Annotated in this window: 17 protein-coding genes; 9 read left to right on the top strand and 8 right to left on the bottom strand. The window is 68.5% G+C overall.

Translation table 11 applies throughout. From position 1 onward, the window contains the following. Window positions 1-18: 18 nt before the first annotated feature. The 7 genes from HQ308_RS12830 to HQ308_RS12800 are packed head-to-tail and all read left to right on the top strand — an operon-like array spanning window position 19 to window position 7196. Window positions 19-1512 carry an aldehyde dehydrogenase gene (locus HQ308_RS12830; protein ID WP_222646600.1) on the top strand — a complete coding sequence of 498 codons (1494 nt, stop codon included), beginning with the start codon at window positions 19-21 and terminating at the stop codon, window positions 1510-1512. 47 nt (window positions 1513-1559) lie between these two features. After that, the gene (locus HQ308_RS12825; protein ID WP_308115774.1) at window positions 1560-2945 is read left to right on the top strand and encodes an MFS transporter; all 1386 of its coding nucleotides are present in this window, start codon (window positions 1560-1562) and stop codon (window positions 2943-2945) included. After that, entirely contained in the window at window positions 2942-4132 is a 1191-nt protein-coding gene (locus HQ308_RS12820; RefSeq protein ID WP_222646599.1) for an FAD binding domain-containing protein, read from the top strand. The genes HQ308_RS12825 and HQ308_RS12820 overlap by 4 nt, the downstream gene beginning before the upstream one ends. Before the next feature lie 31 nt (window positions 4133-4163). Continuing rightward, window positions 4164-4601, top strand: coding sequence for a hypothetical protein (locus HQ308_RS12815; RefSeq protein ID WP_222646598.1), 438 nt, complete (start codon window positions 4164-4166; stop codon window positions 4599-4601). Then, window positions 4598-5608: an amidohydrolase family protein gene (locus HQ308_RS12810; protein ID WP_222646597.1), complete on the top strand. Its 1011-nt coding sequence runs from the start codon at window positions 4598-4600 to the stop codon at window positions 5606-5608. Before HQ308_RS12815 ends, HQ308_RS12810 begins: the two co-directional genes overlap by 4 nt. Beyond that, window positions 5605-6726: an NADH:flavin oxidoreductase/NADH oxidase gene (locus tag HQ308_RS12805; RefSeq protein WP_222646596.1), complete on the top strand. Its 1122-nt coding sequence runs from the start codon at window positions 5605-5607 to the stop codon at window positions 6724-6726. Before HQ308_RS12810 ends, HQ308_RS12805 begins: the two co-directional genes overlap by 4 nt. A 59-nt stretch (window positions 6727-6785) precedes the next feature. Next, window positions 6786-7196 carry a VOC family protein gene (locus HQ308_RS12800; RefSeq protein ID WP_222646595.1) on the top strand — a complete coding sequence of 137 codons (411 nt, stop codon included), beginning with the start codon at window positions 6786-6788 and terminating at the stop codon, window positions 7194-7196. Here HQ308_RS12800 and HQ308_RS12795 read toward each other — a convergent pair. From HQ308_RS12795 to HQ308_RS12770, 6 genes are all read right to left on the bottom strand, one after another. Continuing rightward, window positions 7165-7515, bottom strand: coding sequence for a CPBP family intramembrane glutamic endopeptidase (locus HQ308_RS12795; protein WP_051612986.1), 351 nt, complete (start codon window positions 7513-7515; stop codon window positions 7165-7167). The genes HQ308_RS12800 and HQ308_RS12795 overlap by 32 nt on opposite strands. Further along, a complete protein-coding gene (locus tag HQ308_RS12790) occupies window positions 7512-9305 on the bottom strand; it encodes an alpha/beta-hydrolase family protein (protein WP_222641131.1) in 1794 nt (597 codons plus the stop codon). Before HQ308_RS12790 ends, HQ308_RS12795 begins: the two co-directional genes overlap by 4 nt. A 28-nt stretch (window positions 9306-9333) precedes the next feature. Continuing rightward, window positions 9334-11643 (bottom strand): phosphoribosylformylglycinamidine synthase subunit PurL, encoded by a 2310-nt coding sequence (gene purL / locus HQ308_RS12785; protein ID WP_222627879.1) that lies wholly within the window; start codon window positions 11641-11643, stop codon window positions 9334-9336. Window positions 11644-11829: 186 nt separating this feature from the next. Beyond that, window positions 11830-12372 (bottom strand): dihydrofolate reductase family protein, encoded by a 543-nt coding sequence (locus HQ308_RS12780; protein ID WP_222646594.1) that lies wholly within the window; start codon window positions 12370-12372, stop codon window positions 11830-11832. 85 nt (window positions 12373-12457) lie between these two features. After that, a complete protein-coding gene (locus HQ308_RS22625) occupies window positions 12458-12811 on the bottom strand; it encodes a hypothetical protein (protein WP_261776066.1) in 354 nt (117 codons plus the stop codon). Between the two features lie 87 nt (window positions 12812-12898). After that, window positions 12899-14173, bottom strand: coding sequence for a M18 family aminopeptidase (locus tag HQ308_RS12770; RefSeq protein ID WP_222646593.1), 1275 nt, complete (start codon window positions 14171-14173; stop codon window positions 12899-12901). 729 nt (window positions 14174-14902) lie between these two features. On the opposite strand from HQ308_RS12770, the gene HQ308_RS12765 reads away from it, so the two are divergent. Next, window positions 14903-16165 carry an alpha-amylase family protein gene (locus HQ308_RS12765; RefSeq protein ID WP_222646592.1) on the top strand — a complete coding sequence of 421 codons (1263 nt, stop codon included), beginning with the start codon at window positions 14903-14905 and terminating at the stop codon, window positions 16163-16165. Here the strand turns inward: HQ308_RS12765 and purQ are convergent. Further along, on the bottom strand, window positions 16155-16865 hold the full coding sequence (gene purQ, locus HQ308_RS12760; RefSeq protein ID WP_307095590.1) for a phosphoribosylformylglycinamidine synthase subunit PurQ: 711 nt from the start codon (window positions 16863-16865) through the stop codon (window positions 16155-16157). The genes HQ308_RS12765 and purQ overlap by 11 nt on opposite strands. Beyond that, window positions 16862-17095 (bottom strand): phosphoribosylformylglycinamidine synthase subunit PurS, encoded by a 234-nt coding sequence (gene purS / locus HQ308_RS12755; protein ID WP_027504302.1) that lies wholly within the window; start codon window positions 17093-17095, stop codon window positions 16862-16864. Before purS ends, purQ begins: the two co-directional genes overlap by 4 nt. Window positions 17096-17184: 89 nt before the next feature. Between purS and HQ308_RS12750 the strand changes: the two genes are divergently transcribed. Beyond that, window positions 17185-17829 (top strand): MBL fold metallo-hydrolase, encoded by a 645-nt coding sequence (locus HQ308_RS12750; RefSeq protein WP_222646591.1) that lies wholly within the window; start codon window positions 17185-17187, stop codon window positions 17827-17829. Window positions 17830-17833 lie beyond the last annotated feature (4 nt).

Here is a 17833-nt window from a genome sequence, read left to right as displayed (position 1 = left end):
GACGAGAAGCGAGAAGACATGACAGAGCATCTGATGTTCATCGACGGCAAGTCGATGCCGTCCGAGTCCGGCGACACTCTCGCCGTGGTCGATCCGGCCACCGGCGCGTCCTTCGCCGAGGTTCCCGACGGCGACGCGGTCGACGTGGATCGCGCGGTCGCCGCGGCGCGCACCGCGTTCGAGAACGGTCCCTGGCGGCGGACCACCCGCACGGAGCGCGCTCGCATCCTGCTGCGCGCCGCGGATGCCATCGAGGCCGCGTCCGAAGAGCTGTTCACGCTCGAGACCCGCAACAACGGCCGGCCCATCACCGAGACGCGCGCCCAGCTGTCCCGCGTGCCGGAGTGGTTCCGCTACAACGCGGGCCTGCTCGCCGCCCAGCGCGACGGAGTGCTGCCGAGCGACGGCCCCTATCTCACCTATCAGCGACGCACTCCGCTCGGCGTGTGCGGCATCATCACTCCCTTCAACCACCCGGCGCTCATCCTCGCGCGTAGCCTCTCGGCGGCTCTCGCCACCGGCAACACCGTCGTGATCAAGCCGTCGGAACTCACTCCGCTCACCACGCTCGCCATCGCGCGGATCGTCTCCGAGGCCGGCGTGCCGGACGGCGTCGTCAACGTCGTCACCGGCGGACGCGAGGCCGGCATCCGGCTCACCCAGCATCCCGACGTCGCGAAGATCACCCTGACCGGTGGCACGGAGGCCGGCCGGTCCGCGGCCGTCGCGACAGCGGGCCGATTCGCCCGCATCACAGCGGAACTGGGTGGCAAGACCCCCGTCGTCGTGTTCGACGACCAGGACCCCGTCGTCGCCGCGGAGGGCGCAGCGTTCGCCGCCTTCGTCGCATCCGGTCAGTCGTGCGTCGCCGGCGCCCGGTTCCTCGTCCAGCGAGGAGTGTACGACCGGTTCGTCGAGGCACTCGCGGCTCGCGCCGACGCGATCCGGCTGGGCGATCCGGCTGACACCAGCACCCAGATGGGTCCCCTGATCAGCGCCGTGCAGCGTCAGAAGGTGTTGTCCTACATCGACATCGGACACCAGGACGGCGCCCGACTGGTCGCGGGAGGCGGCGTGCCGGAGCTGCCGGACGCACTGCAGGGCGGGTTTTTCCTTCGCCCCACCGTCTTCGCCGACGCGACCAACTCCATGCGGGTCTCGCAGGAGGAGATCTTCGGGCCGGTGGCGGTGGTGGTGCCCTTCGACACCGAGGCGCAGGCCGTGGAGATGGCGAACGACAACAGGTTCGGGCTCGGAGCAGCCGTCTGGACCCGCGACCTCGCCCGCGCGCACCGCGTCGCGGACGCACTCGAGTCGGGCATGGTCTGGATCAACGACCACCACCGCCTCGAGCCGTCCCTCCCCTGGGGCGGCACCAAGGAGTCGGGCACCGGCAAGGACGCCGGCACCGAGTCCTTCGACGACTTCACCTGGATCAAGACCGTCGTGGTCCGCATCGCCGAGTCCGACGTCGACTGGTACGGCTCCGACACCCCCGGACGGCTCAATTGAGCACCCGGCCTGTCGACCACAACCCCACGCACAGAGGAGAACACACCGTGCACGACACCACTTCCACGGAGCCGGGCTGGAGAACGCAGATCACGCGCGTCCAGTGGCTCGTACTGCTGGGCACCACGATGGGATGGGCGCTGGACGGCTTCGCCGGCAGCCTCTACGCGTTGGTGCTCGGACCGGCGATGACCGAACTGCTCCCGAACTCGGGACTGACGGTCGATGCCGATCACATCGGACTCTACGGCGGTCTGACCGTCGCGCTGTTCCTGGCGGGATGGGCCACGGGCGGCATCCTGTTCGGCGTCCTGGCCGACTACTTCGGCCGAGTGCGGGTGCTGTCCATCGGCATCGTCACCTACGCCGTCTTCACCGCCCTGGCCGCCTTCGCCGACACGTGGTGGCAACTCGGCGTCCTGCGCTTCATCGCCGGTCTCGGATCGGGCGTCGAGGCTCCTGTGGGCGCCGCGCTGGTCGCCGAGGTGTGGCGTAACAAGTACCGGGCTCGGGCCTGCGGCGTGATGATGTCCGGCTACGCCGGCGGATTCTTCATCGCCGCACTGGCATACGGACTTCTCGGCACCCACGGCTGGCGGTTCATGCTCGTCCTGGCCGTCGTCCCCGCTTTCCTCGTGTGGTTCCTGCGTCGCTACGTCCCGGAGCCCGAGGAGATCACCACCGTCATCGCCACCCGCAAGGAGCGCAAGCGGCAGTCGTCCACCCGCCCGGAGGACCAGTTCGTGCTGAAACGGCTCCTCTCCCCGCCGCACCTGCGCGCCACGCTCATCTGCACCGCGCTGGCCACCGGGTCGCTGCTCGCCTTCTGGAGCGTCTCGACGTGGTACCCGCAGATCATCCGCACGATGGCCACCGCCGAGTCGCTGTCGGCCGACGTCGCCAACCACCGGGTCGCCATCACCTCCATGCTGTTCAACGCCGGCGGCATCTTCGGCTACGCGACATGGGGGTTCCTGGCGGACGCCATCGGCCGCCGCAAGGCATTCATGGTGAGCTTCGTGTGCTCCGCCGTGAGCATCGCCTACCTCTTCCCGTTCGAGCACAGCTACACGACTTACCTGCTCGTCATCCCCCTCGTCGGATTCGGACTGTTCGGAGCCCTCTCCGGCAACTTCGTCTACGGACCCGAGATGTTCTCGCCCAGCATGCGTGCATCGGGAATCGCGTTGGCCAACAGCATCGGTCGCTACATCACCGCGGCCGGCCCACTCGTGGCCGGCGTCATTGCCACCTCCTGGTTCGGCGGAGACCTCGGAACAGCAACGGCCGTCCTCGCCGCGACGGGTGTCATCGCCCTCGTCGGCCTGTGGTTCGCACCCGAGACCCGTGGCGCCGCACTCCCCACCGACACACCGACCGAGTCCGCCCCCGAGGCGACCTCCGCACCGATCATGAAGGGAACGTCCGCATGAACCACTACCAGGGAGCCCGCGCCGTCGTCATCGGCGGCTCCATCGGGGGCCTCACCTCCGCACTCCTGTTGCGTGACCTCGGCTTCGAGGTCGACGTCTTCGAACGCACCCCCTCGGACCTCGACGGGCGCGGCGGTGGCATCGTCCTCCAGCCCGACACCCTGCGATGGTTCCGCGAGCGCAGCACCCAGCGCCCCGAGGACGTCAGCACCACAACTCGCTGGGTCCAGTACCTCGGATCCGACGACGAGATCGTGCACCGGGACGAGCGAACGTGGTCCCACACCTCGTGGGGCACGTTCTACCGCGCACTGCTCTCGGACTTCGGCCGCGAGCACTACCATCTCGGTGAATTCGCCTGTGGCTTCGACCAGACCGACGATCATGTCGACGTGCGGTTCGTCAGCGGCCGGCGCGAACGAGCCGACCTCGTCGTCATCGCCGACGGAGTCACCTCGGCGAACCGTCTGCGGATCGACCCCGACGTGACGATGGAGTACTCGGGGTACATCGGGTGGCGCGGCACCGTCGACGAGCGGGTGCTGTCCAGCCGCACCGCGGACCTGCTCCACGACGCGATCACGTACGACGTGATTCCCCACTCGCAGATCACGATGTATCCGATCCCGAGCGCGCGGGGCTCTCAGGTGGGCGACCGCCTCATGAACTATGTCTGGTACCGCAACGTGGCGGAGGGCCCGGATCTCACCGAGATGCTCACCGACAAACGCGGATTCGTCGGCAAGGTGTCCGTACATCCCGGCCAGGTGCAGGATCGCTACGTCGACGAGATGCGGGAGACCGCGCGGCGCAGTCTGTCACCGGCCGCCGCCGAGGTCGTCACCGCGACCGAGGAGCCGTTCATCCAGGTGGTGTGGGACTCGCGGGTGAACCGGATGGCGTCCGGACGCGTCGCCCTGATCGGCGACGCGGCCTGTGCCGCACGCCCTCACGCCGCCGCCGGAACCGCCAAGGCCGCTGCCGATTCGTGGGCGCTCGCCGATGCACTCACCTCCGCTGCCGGGAACATCGCGGAGGCACTCGAGAAGTGGGAACCGGGGCAGCTCGAACTGAGCAGTGCTCTGCTCGCCCGAGTACAGGCGATGGGCGAGCGGTCCCAGTTCAGCAACACCTGGACGCCCGGGGATCCGGACCTCCGCTTCGGCCTGTACGGCCCCGGCCGCTAGTCCCCTCCTCCACAATACGAAAGGCACGGTCATGTCCGACACGTTCCTCCAGGACCTTCCTCTCGCCGGCACCGTCGTCGGCACCGACTTCGACGGCTGGTCTCCGGAACTCCGCGCGGAGTTCGAGTCTCACGCCTTCGACGGCGCCGTGGGGTCGCGCCTGCTGAGCAGCACCGACCGGGTGCGGGTCTGGGAGATCAGGCTCGCACCGGGCGAGCGGTGGCACGCGCACCGCCACGTCCTCGACTACTTCTGGACGGCGGTGAACGCGGGCACCTCTCGCCAACACACGTTCGACGGGACCACTCGGGACGTCTCCTACGACGCCGGCGAGACGCGCCACTTCACCTTCGGACCGGGCGAGTACCTGTTGCACGACATCGAGAACGTCGGCGACACACCGCTCGTCTTCACCACCGTCGAGCACCTCGACTCCGCCAACGACGCTCTGCCGGTGCTGACCTCGTGACCGGCGTCGACCTCGTGGACGTCCACGCGCACTGGCTGCCCGCCTCGCACTTCGGCCTACCGCCCGGATCGCCGTTCGCACCGATGCAGGATCGGGACGGGCGTCTGCATCTCGGAGATTTCCCGCTGTCGATCGCCACCGAGGCCATGAGCGACGTCGATGCCGTGTACGCCGACATGGATGCTCAGGGCATCGGAGTCCGGGCGTTGTCGCCCCCGCCGTTCGCCTTTCCGACGACGTCCGACGCCCGCGCCGACGAGTACATCGGCAGCTACAACGCCGAACTCGCGGGTCTGGTCGCAAACTCCGGTGGTCGACTCGCCGGCCTGGGCCTCGTGCGTCTCGACGATGCGGATGCGGCAACGAGGGAGATGACACGCCTCGCCTCCGAGGGCGTGGTGTCCGGCGTCGCGATCCCGCCGCTGGTGGGCAGCACCTCGCTCGACACCGGTGTCCTGCGCGACATCCTGCGCTCCGCCGCGCGGCTCGACCTGGCGGTTCTGGTGCACCCGATGCAGCTGCCCCGCCCCGAGTGGAGCTCGCTCTACCTGGCCAACCTCATCGGCAACCCCGTCGAGACGGCGACCGCCGTCGCCGGCGCCGTGCTGGGTGGTGTTCTGGACGAACTGCCCTCGTTGCGAGTGTGTTTCGTGCACGGCGGCGGGTGCGCGCCGGCGCTCCTGGGTCGCTGGACCCACGCATGGGGAGCGCGGCCGGACGTCCACCACACCGACACGCACCCTCGGGACGCGTTCCGGCAGTGCTGGTTCGACACCGTGACTCACGACGTGGCCGCCTTGACGCTGCTGCGAGAACACGCGTCGAGCGATCACGTCCTGTGCGGTACCGACTACCCGTTCGACATGGCGGAGTCGGCGCCCTCGGCCTTCCTCGAGTCGGCCGGCGTGGACCGACGCACGCTGCACGACAACGGACTCGCGTTCCTGGGCGGACCGCGGCGCGGCACCGAGCAGTCGGCTGCAGCGTCGGTGGCGGTGTCGTCGTGAGCGCATTGTTCGAGCCGCTGACCCTGCGCGGGAGAACGATGCGCAACCGGATCTGGATGTCGCCGATGATGCAGTTCGCCGCCGAACCGTCCGGTCCCGCCGTCGGCGCGGCCACCGATTGGCACTTCCAGCACCTCGCCGCTCGCATCGTCGGTGGCGTGGGACTGGCCATGATGGAGGCCACCGCCGTCTCTCCCGACGGGCGGAGCAGCGAGTTCGATCTGGGCCTGTGGACGTCGGCGCAGGAGCACGCGCTCGAGCGCATCGTGCGGTTCGCCCGTGGCAACGGCGCCGCACTGGGTGTCCAGCTGGTGCACGCCGGACGCAAGGCCGCCACCGGCAGGCCCTGGTCGGGGCCGTCGTGGGACGGCACCCACCACGTCGAGACTCTGTGGGATCGAGTCGGACCCAGTCCGGAATCGTTCGGAACCCTCCCTCTGCCCTCGTCGCTGAGCACGACGGAGATCGCCGAGGTGGTCGCGGACTTCGCGGCCGCCGCCGCACGCGCCGCACGGGCCGGCGTGGACGTCCTCGAACTGCACGGTGCACACGGCTATCTGATCCACCAGTTCCTGTCCCCGCACGCCAACACGCGGACCGACGAGTACGGCGGGGACTTCGACGCGCGAGCTCGCTTCGCCCTCGAGGTGGTGGATGCGGTGCGCGCCGCGTGGCCGGGGGACCGGCCGCTGTTCTTCCGGCTCTCGGCGACGGACTGGCTCGCCGGCGACACGGACGACCCCCGACCCGGCTGGACGCTCGAGGACAGCGTGCGGCTCGCCCCGCTGCTCCGAGATCGGGGCGTGGACCTGATCGACGTGTCGACCGGCGGCATCGCCGCCGACGCACCGATCCCCGTGGGCCCCGGCTACCAGGTGCCGTTCTCGGAGCGACTGCGCGAGACCGGCATCCCGACGGCGACGGTCGGGCTCGTGACCGATCCCGCCGACGCCGATCTCCTGGTGTCGTCGGGTCGCGCCGACGCGGTGTTCCTCGCACGGGAGTTGCTACGCAATCCGGTGTGGGCGCAGCGCGCGGCGGCCGAACTCGGTGATCCGGTGCCCTACCCGCCCCAGTACACCCGGGCATTCACCGGGCGGTCGGCAGTGCGTCGCTGATCCGGCGCGGAGGAACAACGAGGACCGCCGCTGTCCGCGATGGACGCTTCACTGTCTCCATGACACCGAACCTCTATCAAGGATCGACCATCGACCACCTCAACGTGACGGTCACGGACGTCGACCGCTCACTCGAGATCTACGTGCCGGCTCTCGGCGTGCTCGGGATCGAGAAGCTGCTCGACTTCACCGGCGGGCCGGACGACTACGTCCGCATGGTCGGATTCGGCAGTGGCCGCAAGCCGTTCTTCTGGCTCGTCCAGGGAACCACCGTCGATCCCGAACTACACGTGGCGTTCTCGGCACCGACCCGTGACACCGTCCGGGAGTTCCACGCCTCGGCCCTTGCGGCGGGCGCACGGGACAAGCTGTCTCCGCGCGTCTGCCCCGAGTACCACGAGAACTACTTCGGCGGCTTCGTGTACGACCCCGACGGCCTCAACCTCGAGGCGGTCTGTCACCTCGAGTAGAGCGCCACCACGTCGATGCGATCGCACCGACCGAGTTGGCGGCCCAGTGCAGTGCCATGGGCGTCAGAATGGTGCCGGTTCGCCGCTTCGACTCGACGAACAGTGCGCCGGCCGCCCCGGTGAACAGGACGACGGGCACCGACCTGCCCGAGTCGTACCAGTGCCAGACCCCGAATGCCGTGGAGCCGACCACCAGTGCGGCACGGGGACCCACCACGGCGGTGGCCACGGTGTCGACGACGCCGCGGAACAGGAATTCCTCGGGTAGCACTGTCCCGATGGGGATGTCGAACAGCACCCATCGGGCCAGTCCGGTCACTTCTCGGGACCGTCGGCGTCGGCGTACTCGTTCATGACGACGCGGATGCGTTCGGTGTCGGCCTGCGTCCACCCGTCGGGGGCGGCCACAGCGGCGAAGCCGTCGAGCACCGTCGTCCCGTAGTTGTGGCCGTGCCCGTCCGGCACGCCGGCCGCGTTCGTGAGGTCGGCACTCACCTGCCAGAAGGTGACGAACGGGAACCACCGCATGCTGGGCAGTCGGTCGTACCCGGGCGGCTCGGCGAGCCAATCCGGACGCTGGAAGATCAGATCCGGCGTCCACCACACGATGGGGTCGGACGGGTGCTGGATGTACAGCACGCGCGGGTAGGGCCAGTCCCCGCTCAGTGCCTCGACGTCACGGGTGCTGTCGGCGAACCGCATCAGCAGTCCGCCGGCGTAGACGGGTTCCACCTCGGTGGTTCCCGGATCGCGTCGGCTGACGTAGGTGTCCCAGATGCGATTGGAGTTCGGCGGGCCCACCCACAGCACTCCGTCGACGGTGTCCCGGATGTCGGCGATGTCCGCGAACGCGCCTTCGCCGGCCTGGGTTCCGAGACTCTCGCCGTAGACGTAGAACTTGGGCCTGGTCGCCTCGGGCTCCTGCTCCCATCGCTGGTGCACGGTGTCGATGAGCAACTTCCCCGCGGCCGCCGCCTTCTCGCGATCGGCGAGGAAAGAGATCCAACTCGGAAGGTACGAGTACTGGGACGCCACGAGCGCGACGTCCCCGTCGTACATCAGTTCCACGGCCCGAGCTGCGGTGGGATTGACCCACCCGGTTCCCGTGGTCGGGATGACGACGATGGCCTTGCGGGAGAACGCATCGGTTCGATCGAGTTCGCGTACCAGGAGATTCATGCGCTCCTCGTCCGTCTCCGCGCTCTCGAGTCCCACGTACGCGCGGATCGCCTCCATGCCCGTGCGGCCGGTCGCTCGGGTCATCTCGTCGGCCGACAACCCACCCGAGACGAAGTTCCGGCCCTCGAATCCCAGTGTGTCCCAGTCCACGAGCGAACCGGTACCACCGGAACGCTCGGGCACCGTCGGCTGTTCGGCACCCTCACGCGTGTTGCTGTTCTGAGTGCTGAAGACCGAGTTGGCGACGGTCATGGTGCCGCGCAACAGCACACCCTGCACCAGTGTGACGAGCACCGTCACGACGAGGAGGAACCCCACGAGGTTGGCAACCCACTGCGGGAGTCGGATCAGACGCAGGATCGAGCGCACGACGAAGCGGCGGATGTCCCGGATGACCCGCCACAGTCCGATGAGCGCGGCGCACACCGCGAAACTGATGATGCCGGTGCGGATGAACCCCGTGGACGTGAGCCCCTCGGCGCCCATGAGCGCGGCGAGCTGACGCTGCCAGTCCGCAGAGGCGTAGAGCATGACCGCTCCGGCGACGGTCGCGATCACCGGGACAGCGACCAGGAGTGCGCGCTCCACGCGGATCGGCAGCGGCCACCACGGCTGCTGACGAAGCACCGTGCGCAGGAGAATCCAGCCGACAGCGACGCCCACCCCGTACCCGATGGCCGCGGTGATGCCGCTGACGATGCCCTGGAACAGCCAGCCGCGTGGCAGCAGTGACGGCGTCAGCGACCAGCAGAAGAACAGGGCGCCGAACGCGATGCCGGTGACGTCGAGCCGCAGCAGACCCCAAGCCCAGATCCACGCGGGGTGCTTGCGCACCGTGCGGGTCGCCGAGCTCAGGACGTACGCCGGCAGTTCCTCGAAACTGTGGGGGCGCTGCAGTTCGTCCGACGACCGAGTATCGGTGTCGGTCATCGGACGGTGCCGGTGCCGGGAAGGTCGGTCAGCCGAAGAGCGCCGGAAGCGTCCCCTCGTACGCCTCGCGGAGTTCGGTCAACGGGACACTGAACAGTCCCTGGAACTCCACCTCGTCCGACCCTTCGTCGGCCACCCCGATACGCGTCCATGGCATCCCCCTCGCGCTGCACATCCCCGTGAACCTGGTCTCCTCGGTCCGAGGGACAGCAACGAGTACCCGCCCGGACGATTCCGAGAACAAGGTGACGAAAGGATCTGTTCCTTCGGGCGGCAGAATGCGGCACCCGGTCTCGCCGGCGAGCGCGACCTCGACGACGGTCTGCGCGAGCCCGCCCTCGGAGAGGTCGTGCGCTGCGGTGACCAGACCGTCGCGGCTCGACGCCGTGAGGATGTCGGCCAGCAACTGCTCGCGAGCCAGATCCACCTGCGGCGGAACACCACCGAGATGGTCGTGGACGACCTGGGCCCAGATCGAGCCGTCCAGTTCGTCGTGCGTGTCACCCAACAGGATCAGGGTCTCGCCCGGCTCCAGGCCGATGCCCGTGGGGATGCGGCGGTGGACGTCGTCGAGGACACCCAGCACACCCACCACCGGGGTCGGCAGGATCGGCGTCGACCCGGTCTGGTTGTAGAAACTGACGTTTCCGCCGGTGACCGGAATGCCCAGTTGCACACAGCCGTCCGCCAGGCCGCGTACCGCCTGCTGGAACTGCCACATGACACCCGGATCCTCGGGCGACCCGAAGTTCAGGCAGTTGGTGACGGCTTTCGGCGTGGCGCCCGTCGTCGCGACGTTGCGGAACGCCTCGGCCAGCGCCAGCTGCGCACCACGGTACGGATCCAGCGCGGTGTACCGGCCGGACGCATCGGTCGCGAGAGCGATTCCGCGGCCGGTCTTCTCGTCGATGCGCACCACACCGGCATCGGCGTGCTCGGCGAGCACGGTGTTGCCGCGGACGTACCGGTCGTACTGCTCGGTGATGAGCCGCCGACTGCAGAGCTGGGGGGAGGAGATCATCTGCAGCAGGGTCTCGCGCAGTTCCACACCTGTGGCCGGACGGGGCAGACCCTCGGTGGTGTTCGCCACCAGGGCATCCTGGCTCGCGGGCCGCTGCACGGGACGCTCGTAGACGGGACCGTCGTGGGCCACCGTCTTGGGCGGCACGTCGACGACGACGTCGCCGTGCCAGGTGATCTCGAGATGCTCACCGTCGGTGACCTCGCCGATATCGGTCGCCAGCACGTCCCACTTGGCGCACACCGCCATGAAGGCGTCGACGTTCTCCGGTGCCACCACGGCGCACATGCGTTCCTGCGACTCGCTGGACAGCACCTCCGCCGGCGTCATCCCGGTCGCACGCAGCGGAACCCGATCCAGGGCGATGTGCATACCGCCGTCACCCGCCGAAGCGAGCTCGGAGGTGGCACAGGACAATCCGGCACCGCCGAGATCCTGGATACCGACCACGAGCTTCTGCTGGTAGAGCTCGAGGCAGCACTCGATGAGCACCTTCTCGGTGAACGGGTCGCCCACCTGCACCGCGGGGAGCTTGCGTCGGCCCTGCTTCTCGTCGAACGTCTCGGACGCCAGCACCGACACGCCGCCGATCCCGTCGAGGCCCGTGCGCGCACCGAACAGGATGATCTTGTTGCCCGAGCCCGACGCGAACGCCAGGTGCAGATCCTCGGTACGCATCACTCCGGCGCACAGCGCGTTGAGCAACGGGTTGCCGGCGTAGGACGCGTCGAACACCGTCTCGCCGCCCACGTTCGGGAGCCCGAGTGAGTTTCCGTAACCGCCGACGCCGCGCACGATGCCCTCGAGCACCCGGCGCGTGTCCGGAGCATCAGCCGCACCGAAACGCAACTGATCCATCACCGCGATCGGACGAGCACCCATGGCCATGATGTCGCGCACGATGCCGCCGACGCCGGTGGCCGCACCCTGGTACGGCTCGATGTACGACGGATGATTGTGGCTCTCCACCTTGAAGGTGACAGCCCACCCGTCGCCGACGTCGACCACGCCCGCGTTCTCACCGATTCCGGCGAGCATTCCCGACCGCATCTCGTCCGTCGTCGTCTCGCCGAAGTACTTGAGGTGCACCTTCGACGACTTGTACGAGCAGTGCTCGCTCCACATCACCGAGTACATCGCCAACTCGGCATCCGTCGGGCGGCGGCCGAGGATCTCCCGGATGCGGGCGTACTCGTCCTCCTTCAGACCCAACTCCGCCCACGGCTGAGCGACATCGGGCGACCCGGCCGCAGCGGAGACGGTGTCGACCGGAGGGGTGGGGAGGGCGTCGACCTGAGGAGTGGACTCGACAGACACGGTGGATGGGGTCCTTCCCTCGGCAGAATGTCGAGGTCATTCTATGTGCAGGACCCGACACCGTCCGACCGGCCTCCGGCCTGCCCGTTCGTCGGCCCCGGCCGGCCTCCGGCCTGCCCGCTCGTCAGCCCCGACCGGCCTCCGGCCTGCCCGTTCGTCGGCCCCGACCGGCCTCCGGCCTGCCCGCTAGTCCCCCTTGACGGCGTAGTCGACGACCACGTTGCCCCTGCTCGTGACGAGGGAGTTCGTCAGGACGAGACGAGTGAGCGGATCCCCCGGCTCGAACAGGTGCTGACCCTTGCCCACGACGACGGGGTGCGTCATCAGGGTCAGGGTGTCGAGCACACCGGCCAGGAAGAGCTGGCGGACCAGAGAGACGCCGCCCACCAGCGCGATGTCGCCACCGTCGGCCTGCTTGAGTCGACGCACGAACTCCACCGGATCGCCGTCGATGAGCGTCGAGTTCTGCCACGCGAGATCTCCGGTGAGCGTGCGTGAGGCGACGAACTTCTCCACCGGATTGATGAAGCCGGCGAAGGGGTCGTCCGCCCCCGCGTTGCCGAAGTGATCCGACCACGACTCGTAGGCGACCCGACCCATGACGGCGGTGGTCGTCCTGCTCATGAACCCGCCCATGGACTGGCCGAGTTCGTCGTCGAAACTGTCGAACTGCCACTGGTCGGGAGCCTCGACCACACCGTCCACCGAGTGGAAGAGCCCTGCCGTCACCGCACGCATCGTGTACCGCCCTCGTGAAGAACCGGCGCCGATCGCCGATCACTGCGGGACAGACCATGCCAGACGCCGGAACTCATCACCCGTCGTTCGCCGCGGACTCGATCCAGTCCGTCGCCGCGTCCGTCAGCTCGGACGACCCGTCGACGGACTCACCGGCCCACCACGACGGGTCGGTGAGATCGCCGTTCACGCGCAGCACGTCGTCCCTCACGACGGACGGGAGCGGCTCACCGTTGTGCTCGACCAGCCAGTCCCGAGTCTCCGCCGTCACGGCCGGCCACCACTGCGCGATCTCCATCCCGCCAGTCTCCCCCGCCGGGCCTTGCACGGCATCAGGATTCGTCGGCCGCGTCGACGGGGTTCCCGTACCACCACGCGGCCCGCGCGCACCGCCCGGTGCAGCGCGCATCCCGTAGCGTGCGCTGACCATCGCGCGCACCGCCCGGCGGCGGCATCGGATCGACAGGCGGCCCAACGGCCAGGATGCAACCGGCACTCAGCGCAGCCCGACCCAGCGCTACGCCCCCAGGAACGCAGCCAAGGCGTCGGCGTACATGTCGACGTCGTGTGCGCCCATCACCTCGCGCGCGGAGTGCATGGCGAGCTGCGCGGCACCCACGTCGACGGTGGACAGGCCGGTGCGCGAGGCGGTGATGGGGCCGATCGTGGAGCCGCACGGCAGATCGGCTCGGTGGACGTAGCGCTGCAGCGGGACGTCGGCTCGCTCGCACGCCAAGGCGAAGGCCGCGGCACCGGCGGCGTCGGTGGCGTAGCGCAGATTCTGGTTGACCTTGAGCACCGGGCCACCGTTGACCTCGATGCGGTGCGCGGGCTCGTGCCGGGAGACGTAGTTGGGATGGGTCGCGTGCGCCATGTCGCCCGAGGCGTGGATCGACCCGGCCATCGCGCGCAGGAATTCCTCGCGGCCGCCGCCACGCGCGAGCACGATGCGCTCGAGGACGGTGTTCATCAGATCCGAGAACGCGCCACGGTCCGACATGCTGCCCACCTCCTCGTGATCGAAGAGTGCGAGCACGGGGATGCAGTCGTCGGCTTGCGCGGCCGCGACGACCAGCGCCTCGGTTCCGGCGTAGCAGGTGCCCTGGTTGTCCAGTCGCGGCGAACTGACGAGGTCGTCCGAGAGTCCCACCACTGCAGCAGGAGTGAGGTCGTGGGTCATCAGTTCCCACCCGAGCACGTCGCCGGGATCCACCCCGACCTCGTCGGCGAGGAACCCGATGAACGAGTGGGGTGATCGCCCGACGCCCCAGATCGCGTTCACGTTGTTCTGCGGATCGAGATGCACTCCCTTGCGATCCTCCGACAGGTGGATCGCCAGCTGGGGCACCCGCAGGATGGGACGGTCGACGCGCACGAGGACGTCTCGCACCGAGCCGCCGTCACGCACACCGAGACGGCCGGAGATGCCGAGATCGCGGTCGAGCCAGGAGTTGAGCCACGCGCCGCCGTACGGCTCCAGGGCGACCATCTGCCACCCGGCGACGTCGAGATCGGGGTTCTGCTTGACGCGGAGGTTCGGACTGTCGGTGTGCCCGCCCACGATGCGGAACGCCGCGTCGGGCGCGCGTTCGGTGGACCAAGCGATGATCGAACCACCGCGGACGACGAGGTACCGGCCGGGCTCGGAGGGCCACGCGTCCGTCTCGGCCACGGCGGTGAACCCGTGCGCCGCCAGTTCCGAGGCCACCGTCTCGACGACGTGGAACGGCGACGGGGACGCGTCGACGAAGGAACAGAGGCCGGCCGCGGTCGCGGAGGTGAGGGACGCCATGGTCACCGATCGTAGAGAGACGGGGTGCGGAGACAGCGATGCCGGGCCCACCACGAGGGTGGACCCGGCATCACGAGTCGAGAAGGGTTCAGCTGAAGAAGCTCAGGCCGTCGAGGAAGCTTCCGGCGCCACCGAAGATGTCGGACAGTGCACCGAGAAGGTCGACGAAGCTGGCGAGGTCGGTCATGAGGAGCTCCCTTTGTGAGGTTGGTGGGCTTGTTGCCCGCTTGCTAAGTAATCCACACAAAAGAATGGCTCGCAACCCGAAAATTGTCGCGATTCGGTGACGAGAATCGACTCACGGGTCGATCTGTGCACCACCTGCAACGCCGTGCGACGGGCGAGCCATTGTCACCAGCACTGTCGCCTCGCGTGGACTCCGACCCGATCCGACGCCGACTCCTGCCATTCCACGCCGGGCACACCTGTGGGGCGGACTCGGCCGAGTTCGCCCCACAGGGATGATCGGGTCAGCTGAAGAAGGACAGTCCGTCGAAGATCGATCCGAGCGCGTCGGCGATCCCGGACAGGTTCTGGAAGAGTTCGAGCAGATCGGTGAGGTCGGAGGACATGGTGACTCCCTTGGCACGGTGGTGACGAACGGTCGTCCGCCGACGTCAGTTACTCATAGTGACAGTCACTACACAACCGGAATCGAATTGTGCGATCGGACAAGCAGACCGTCGCTCGGCGAACCCTCGCCGAGACCGGGAAAAAGGGGGAAATGCGATGCAGGACTGGGTCGATCACGTCATCTGGTGGCAGGTGTACCCCCTCGGGTTCGTCGGCGCCGAGGCCGAGGCAGTGGACCGCACCGAACACCGACTCGACCGGATCGAGGGCTGGTTCGACTACCTCCTCGAGCTCGGGTGCAACGGCCTCGCACTCGGCCCGGTGTTCGCGTCGGAGACCCACGGCTACGACACCGTCGACCATCTCCGCATCGATTCCCGTCTGGGAACCGACAGCGACATGGACGCACTCATCGGTGCGGCACGCGCCAAGGGCATCCGAGTTCTGCTCGACGGCGTCTTCAACCACGTCGGCAGGAGCCACCCGCAATTCGTTCGTGCGGAGCAGGACGGGCCCGACTCGGACGCGGGACGGTGGTTCCGCTGGAAGGACGGTCGGCCGCGCACGTTCGAGGGCCACGATCTTCTGGTCGAGTTGAACCACGACGAGCCGGCGGTGCAGGAGCACGTCGCACAGGTCATGACGCACTGGCTCGACCGCGGTGTCGACGGATGGCGGCTCGACGCGGCGTACGCGGTCTCACCGGCCTTCTGGGCGGCGGTGCTCCCCCGTGTGCGAGAGGCACATCCCGACGCGTGGATCGTCGGCGAGATGATCCACGGGGACTACGCGTCGTACGTGCGGGAGTCCGGACTCGACTCGATCACGCAGTACGAGCTGTGGAAGGCGACGTGGAGCGCCCTGAAGGACGCGAACTTCTTCGAGTTCGCCCACGCGCTGGGGCGCCACGACGAGTTGCTGCCCACGTTCGTTCCGGCGACGTTCGTCGGCAACCACGACGTCACCCGGATCGCGTCCACCCTCGACGACGACGATGCCGACATCGCCGCCGCACTGCTGTTCTTCGTGGCGGGAACGCCGACGGTGTACTACGGCGACGAGCAGGGATTCCGCGGGATCAAGGAGGAGCGGGTGGGTGGCGACGACGCCATCCGACCCGAGTTCCCGGCGACACCCGACGATCTGGCGCCGTACGGATGGCCGCACTACCGGCGCCACCAGGCCCTGATCGCGATGCGGCGACGATTCCCGTGGCTGCACCGTGCGCACGCCGAGGTGTCCGGACTGGAGAACACCGCGGTCACCCTCACCGCGACGGACGGCACGACGACGCTGGTGCTGTCGGCGAACATCGGCGACGCACCCGTGCCTCGACCGGCCGGAGACATCGTGGCAGCAGCCGACGGAGTGGAGAACGACCTGCGGCCGCACTCCTGGGCGGTGACCGTCAGGCCGTGACGATCGCGTCCAGCGCAGAGTAGAAGATGCCGAGGCCGTCGTCGCTGGGGCCCGTGAGGGCCTCGGTGGCGTGCTCGGGGTGCGGCATGAGTCCCACGATGCGTCCGTCGGCGGACGAGATGCCCGCGATGGACCGCTGCGAACCGTTCGGGTTGTCACCCGAGTAGCGGAACACGACGCGTCCCTCGCCCTCGAGCTCGTCCAGGACCGCCTCGGACGCCTGGAAGCGACCCTCACCGGACTTGAGCGGAACGAGGATCTCGGCGCCCGCCTCGTACCGCGAGGACCATGCCGAGGACGTGCTCTCCACCGTGAGCCACTGATCGCGACACGTGAAGTGCAGGTTGGCGTTCCGGGTGAGGGCGCCGGGCAGGAGTCCGGCCTCGCACAGCACCTGGAAGCCGTTGCAGATACCGAGGACGGGCATGCCGCCCTTCGCTGCGTCGATGACCGCATCCATGACGGGGGCGAAGCGCGCGATGGCGCCGGCGCGCAGGTAGTCGCCGTAGGAGAAACCGCCGGGGACGACGACGGCGTCGACGTTCTTCAGATCTGCGTCGCCGTGCCAGAGGCTGACGGCCTCACCACCTGCGAGCGTGACCGCGCGCGAGGCGTCGATGTCGTCCAGCGTGCCGGGGAAGGTGATCACACCGATCCGGGCGGGAAGGCCGGAGGCCGGTCGATCTTCGAGGCGAGTCACAGCCGGGTCACTTTCCATTCCTCGATGACGGTGTTGGCCAGGAAGGTCTCGGCGATCTGGTCGAGAGTCGCATCGTCGACGTCGTCGCCGACCTCGAGCTCGAATCGCTTGCCCTGACGGACGTCGGAGACACCGGCGAAACCGAGTCGCGGCAGCGCCCCGACGATGGCCTGTCCCTGGGGGTCGAGAATTTCCGCTTTGGGCATGACGTCGACAACCACACGGGCCACGTGAGAGCTCCTGAGCTAAGAGGGCAGATCCAGCAGGCACTTTACCCAGTCCCGAACCACTCCACGAATCCGGCGCATACTGGGGAACCATGGAGCTGACTCACTTCGGACATTCGTGCATTCAGGTGTCGATGGCGGGATCGACGGTGCTGTTCGACCCCGGCGCCTTCTCTCACGGGTTCGAGGGCATCACCGGCCTCGACGCCATCCTGATCACGCACCAGCATGCGGACCACGTCGACACCGATCGGTTGCCGGCGCTCCTCGAAGCCAACCCCGACGCGGCGCTGTACGCGGACCCGCAGACGGCCGACCAGCTCGGGGATCAGTGGACCGCCGTGAACGCGGGAGACGTCTTCTCCATCGGGGGCGTGCAGGTGACGGGTGCGGGCGGCACGCACGCGACGATCCACCCGGACATCCCGCTGATCGACAACATCGCGTATCTCCTCGGCACGCCGGAACAGCCCGGGCAGCTGATGCATCCCGGCGACTCGCTGTTCGTTCCCGACGTGGAGATCGACGTGCTGGCACTTCCCGCAGCGGCCCCGTGGATGAAGATCGGCGAGGGCATCGACTTCCTCCGCGCCGTCTCTCCGCGACTGGCCGTTCCCATCCACCAGGCCATCGTCGCGCCGGACGCGCGCGGCATCTACTACGGCATGCTGTCGGGCCTCGCGGGCGAAGGGACGGAGTTCCGCGCCCTGGAGGAGGAGACGGGCACGTCGCTCTAGACAT

It is taken from the genome of Rhodococcus sp. BP-241, assembly GCF_019836145.1.
Classification (GTDB): domain Bacteria; phylum Actinomycetota; class Actinomycetes; order Mycobacteriales; family Mycobacteriaceae; genus Rhodococcoides.
Note: the sequence above shows the minus strand (reverse complement) of the source record. Positions and strands in the feature narration are given on the sequence as shown.

What these genes read in the sequence shown, in the direction of transcription:
- HQ308_RS12830 (WP_222646600.1), top strand. Translation starts at nt 19, where the DNA reads ATGACAGAGCATCTGATGTTCATCGACGGCAAGTCGATGCCGTCCGAG.
- HQ308_RS12820 (WP_222646599.1), top strand. Translation starts at nt 2,942, where the DNA reads ATGAACCACTACCAGGGAGCCCGCGCCGTCGTCATCGGCGGCTCCATC.
- HQ308_RS12815 (WP_222646598.1), top strand. Translation starts at nt 4,164, where the DNA reads ATGTCCGACACGTTCCTCCAGGACCTTCCTCTCGCCGGCACCGTCGTC.
- HQ308_RS12800 (WP_222646595.1), top strand. Translation starts at nt 6,786, where the DNA reads ATGACACCGAACCTCTATCAAGGATCGACCATCGACCACCTCAACGTG.
- HQ308_RS12790 (WP_222641131.1), bottom strand. Translation starts at nt 9,305, where the DNA reads ATGACCGACACCGATACTCGGTCGTCGGACGAACTGCAGCGCCCCCAC.
- HQ308_RS22625 (WP_261776066.1), bottom strand. Translation starts at nt 12,811, where the DNA reads ATGGTCAGCGCACGCTACGGGATGCGCGCTGCACCGGGCGGTGCGCGC.
- HQ308_RS12770 (WP_222646593.1), bottom strand. Translation starts at nt 14,173, where the DNA reads ATGGCGTCCCTCACCTCCGCGACCGCGGCCGGCCTCTGTTCCTTCGTC.
- HQ308_RS12765 (WP_222646592.1), top strand. Translation starts at nt 14,903, where the DNA reads ATGCAGGACTGGGTCGATCACGTCATCTGGTGGCAGGTGTACCCCCTC.
- HQ308_RS12750 (WP_222646591.1), top strand. Translation starts at nt 17,185, where the DNA reads ATGGAGCTGACTCACTTCGGACATTCGTGCATTCAGGTGTCGATGGCG.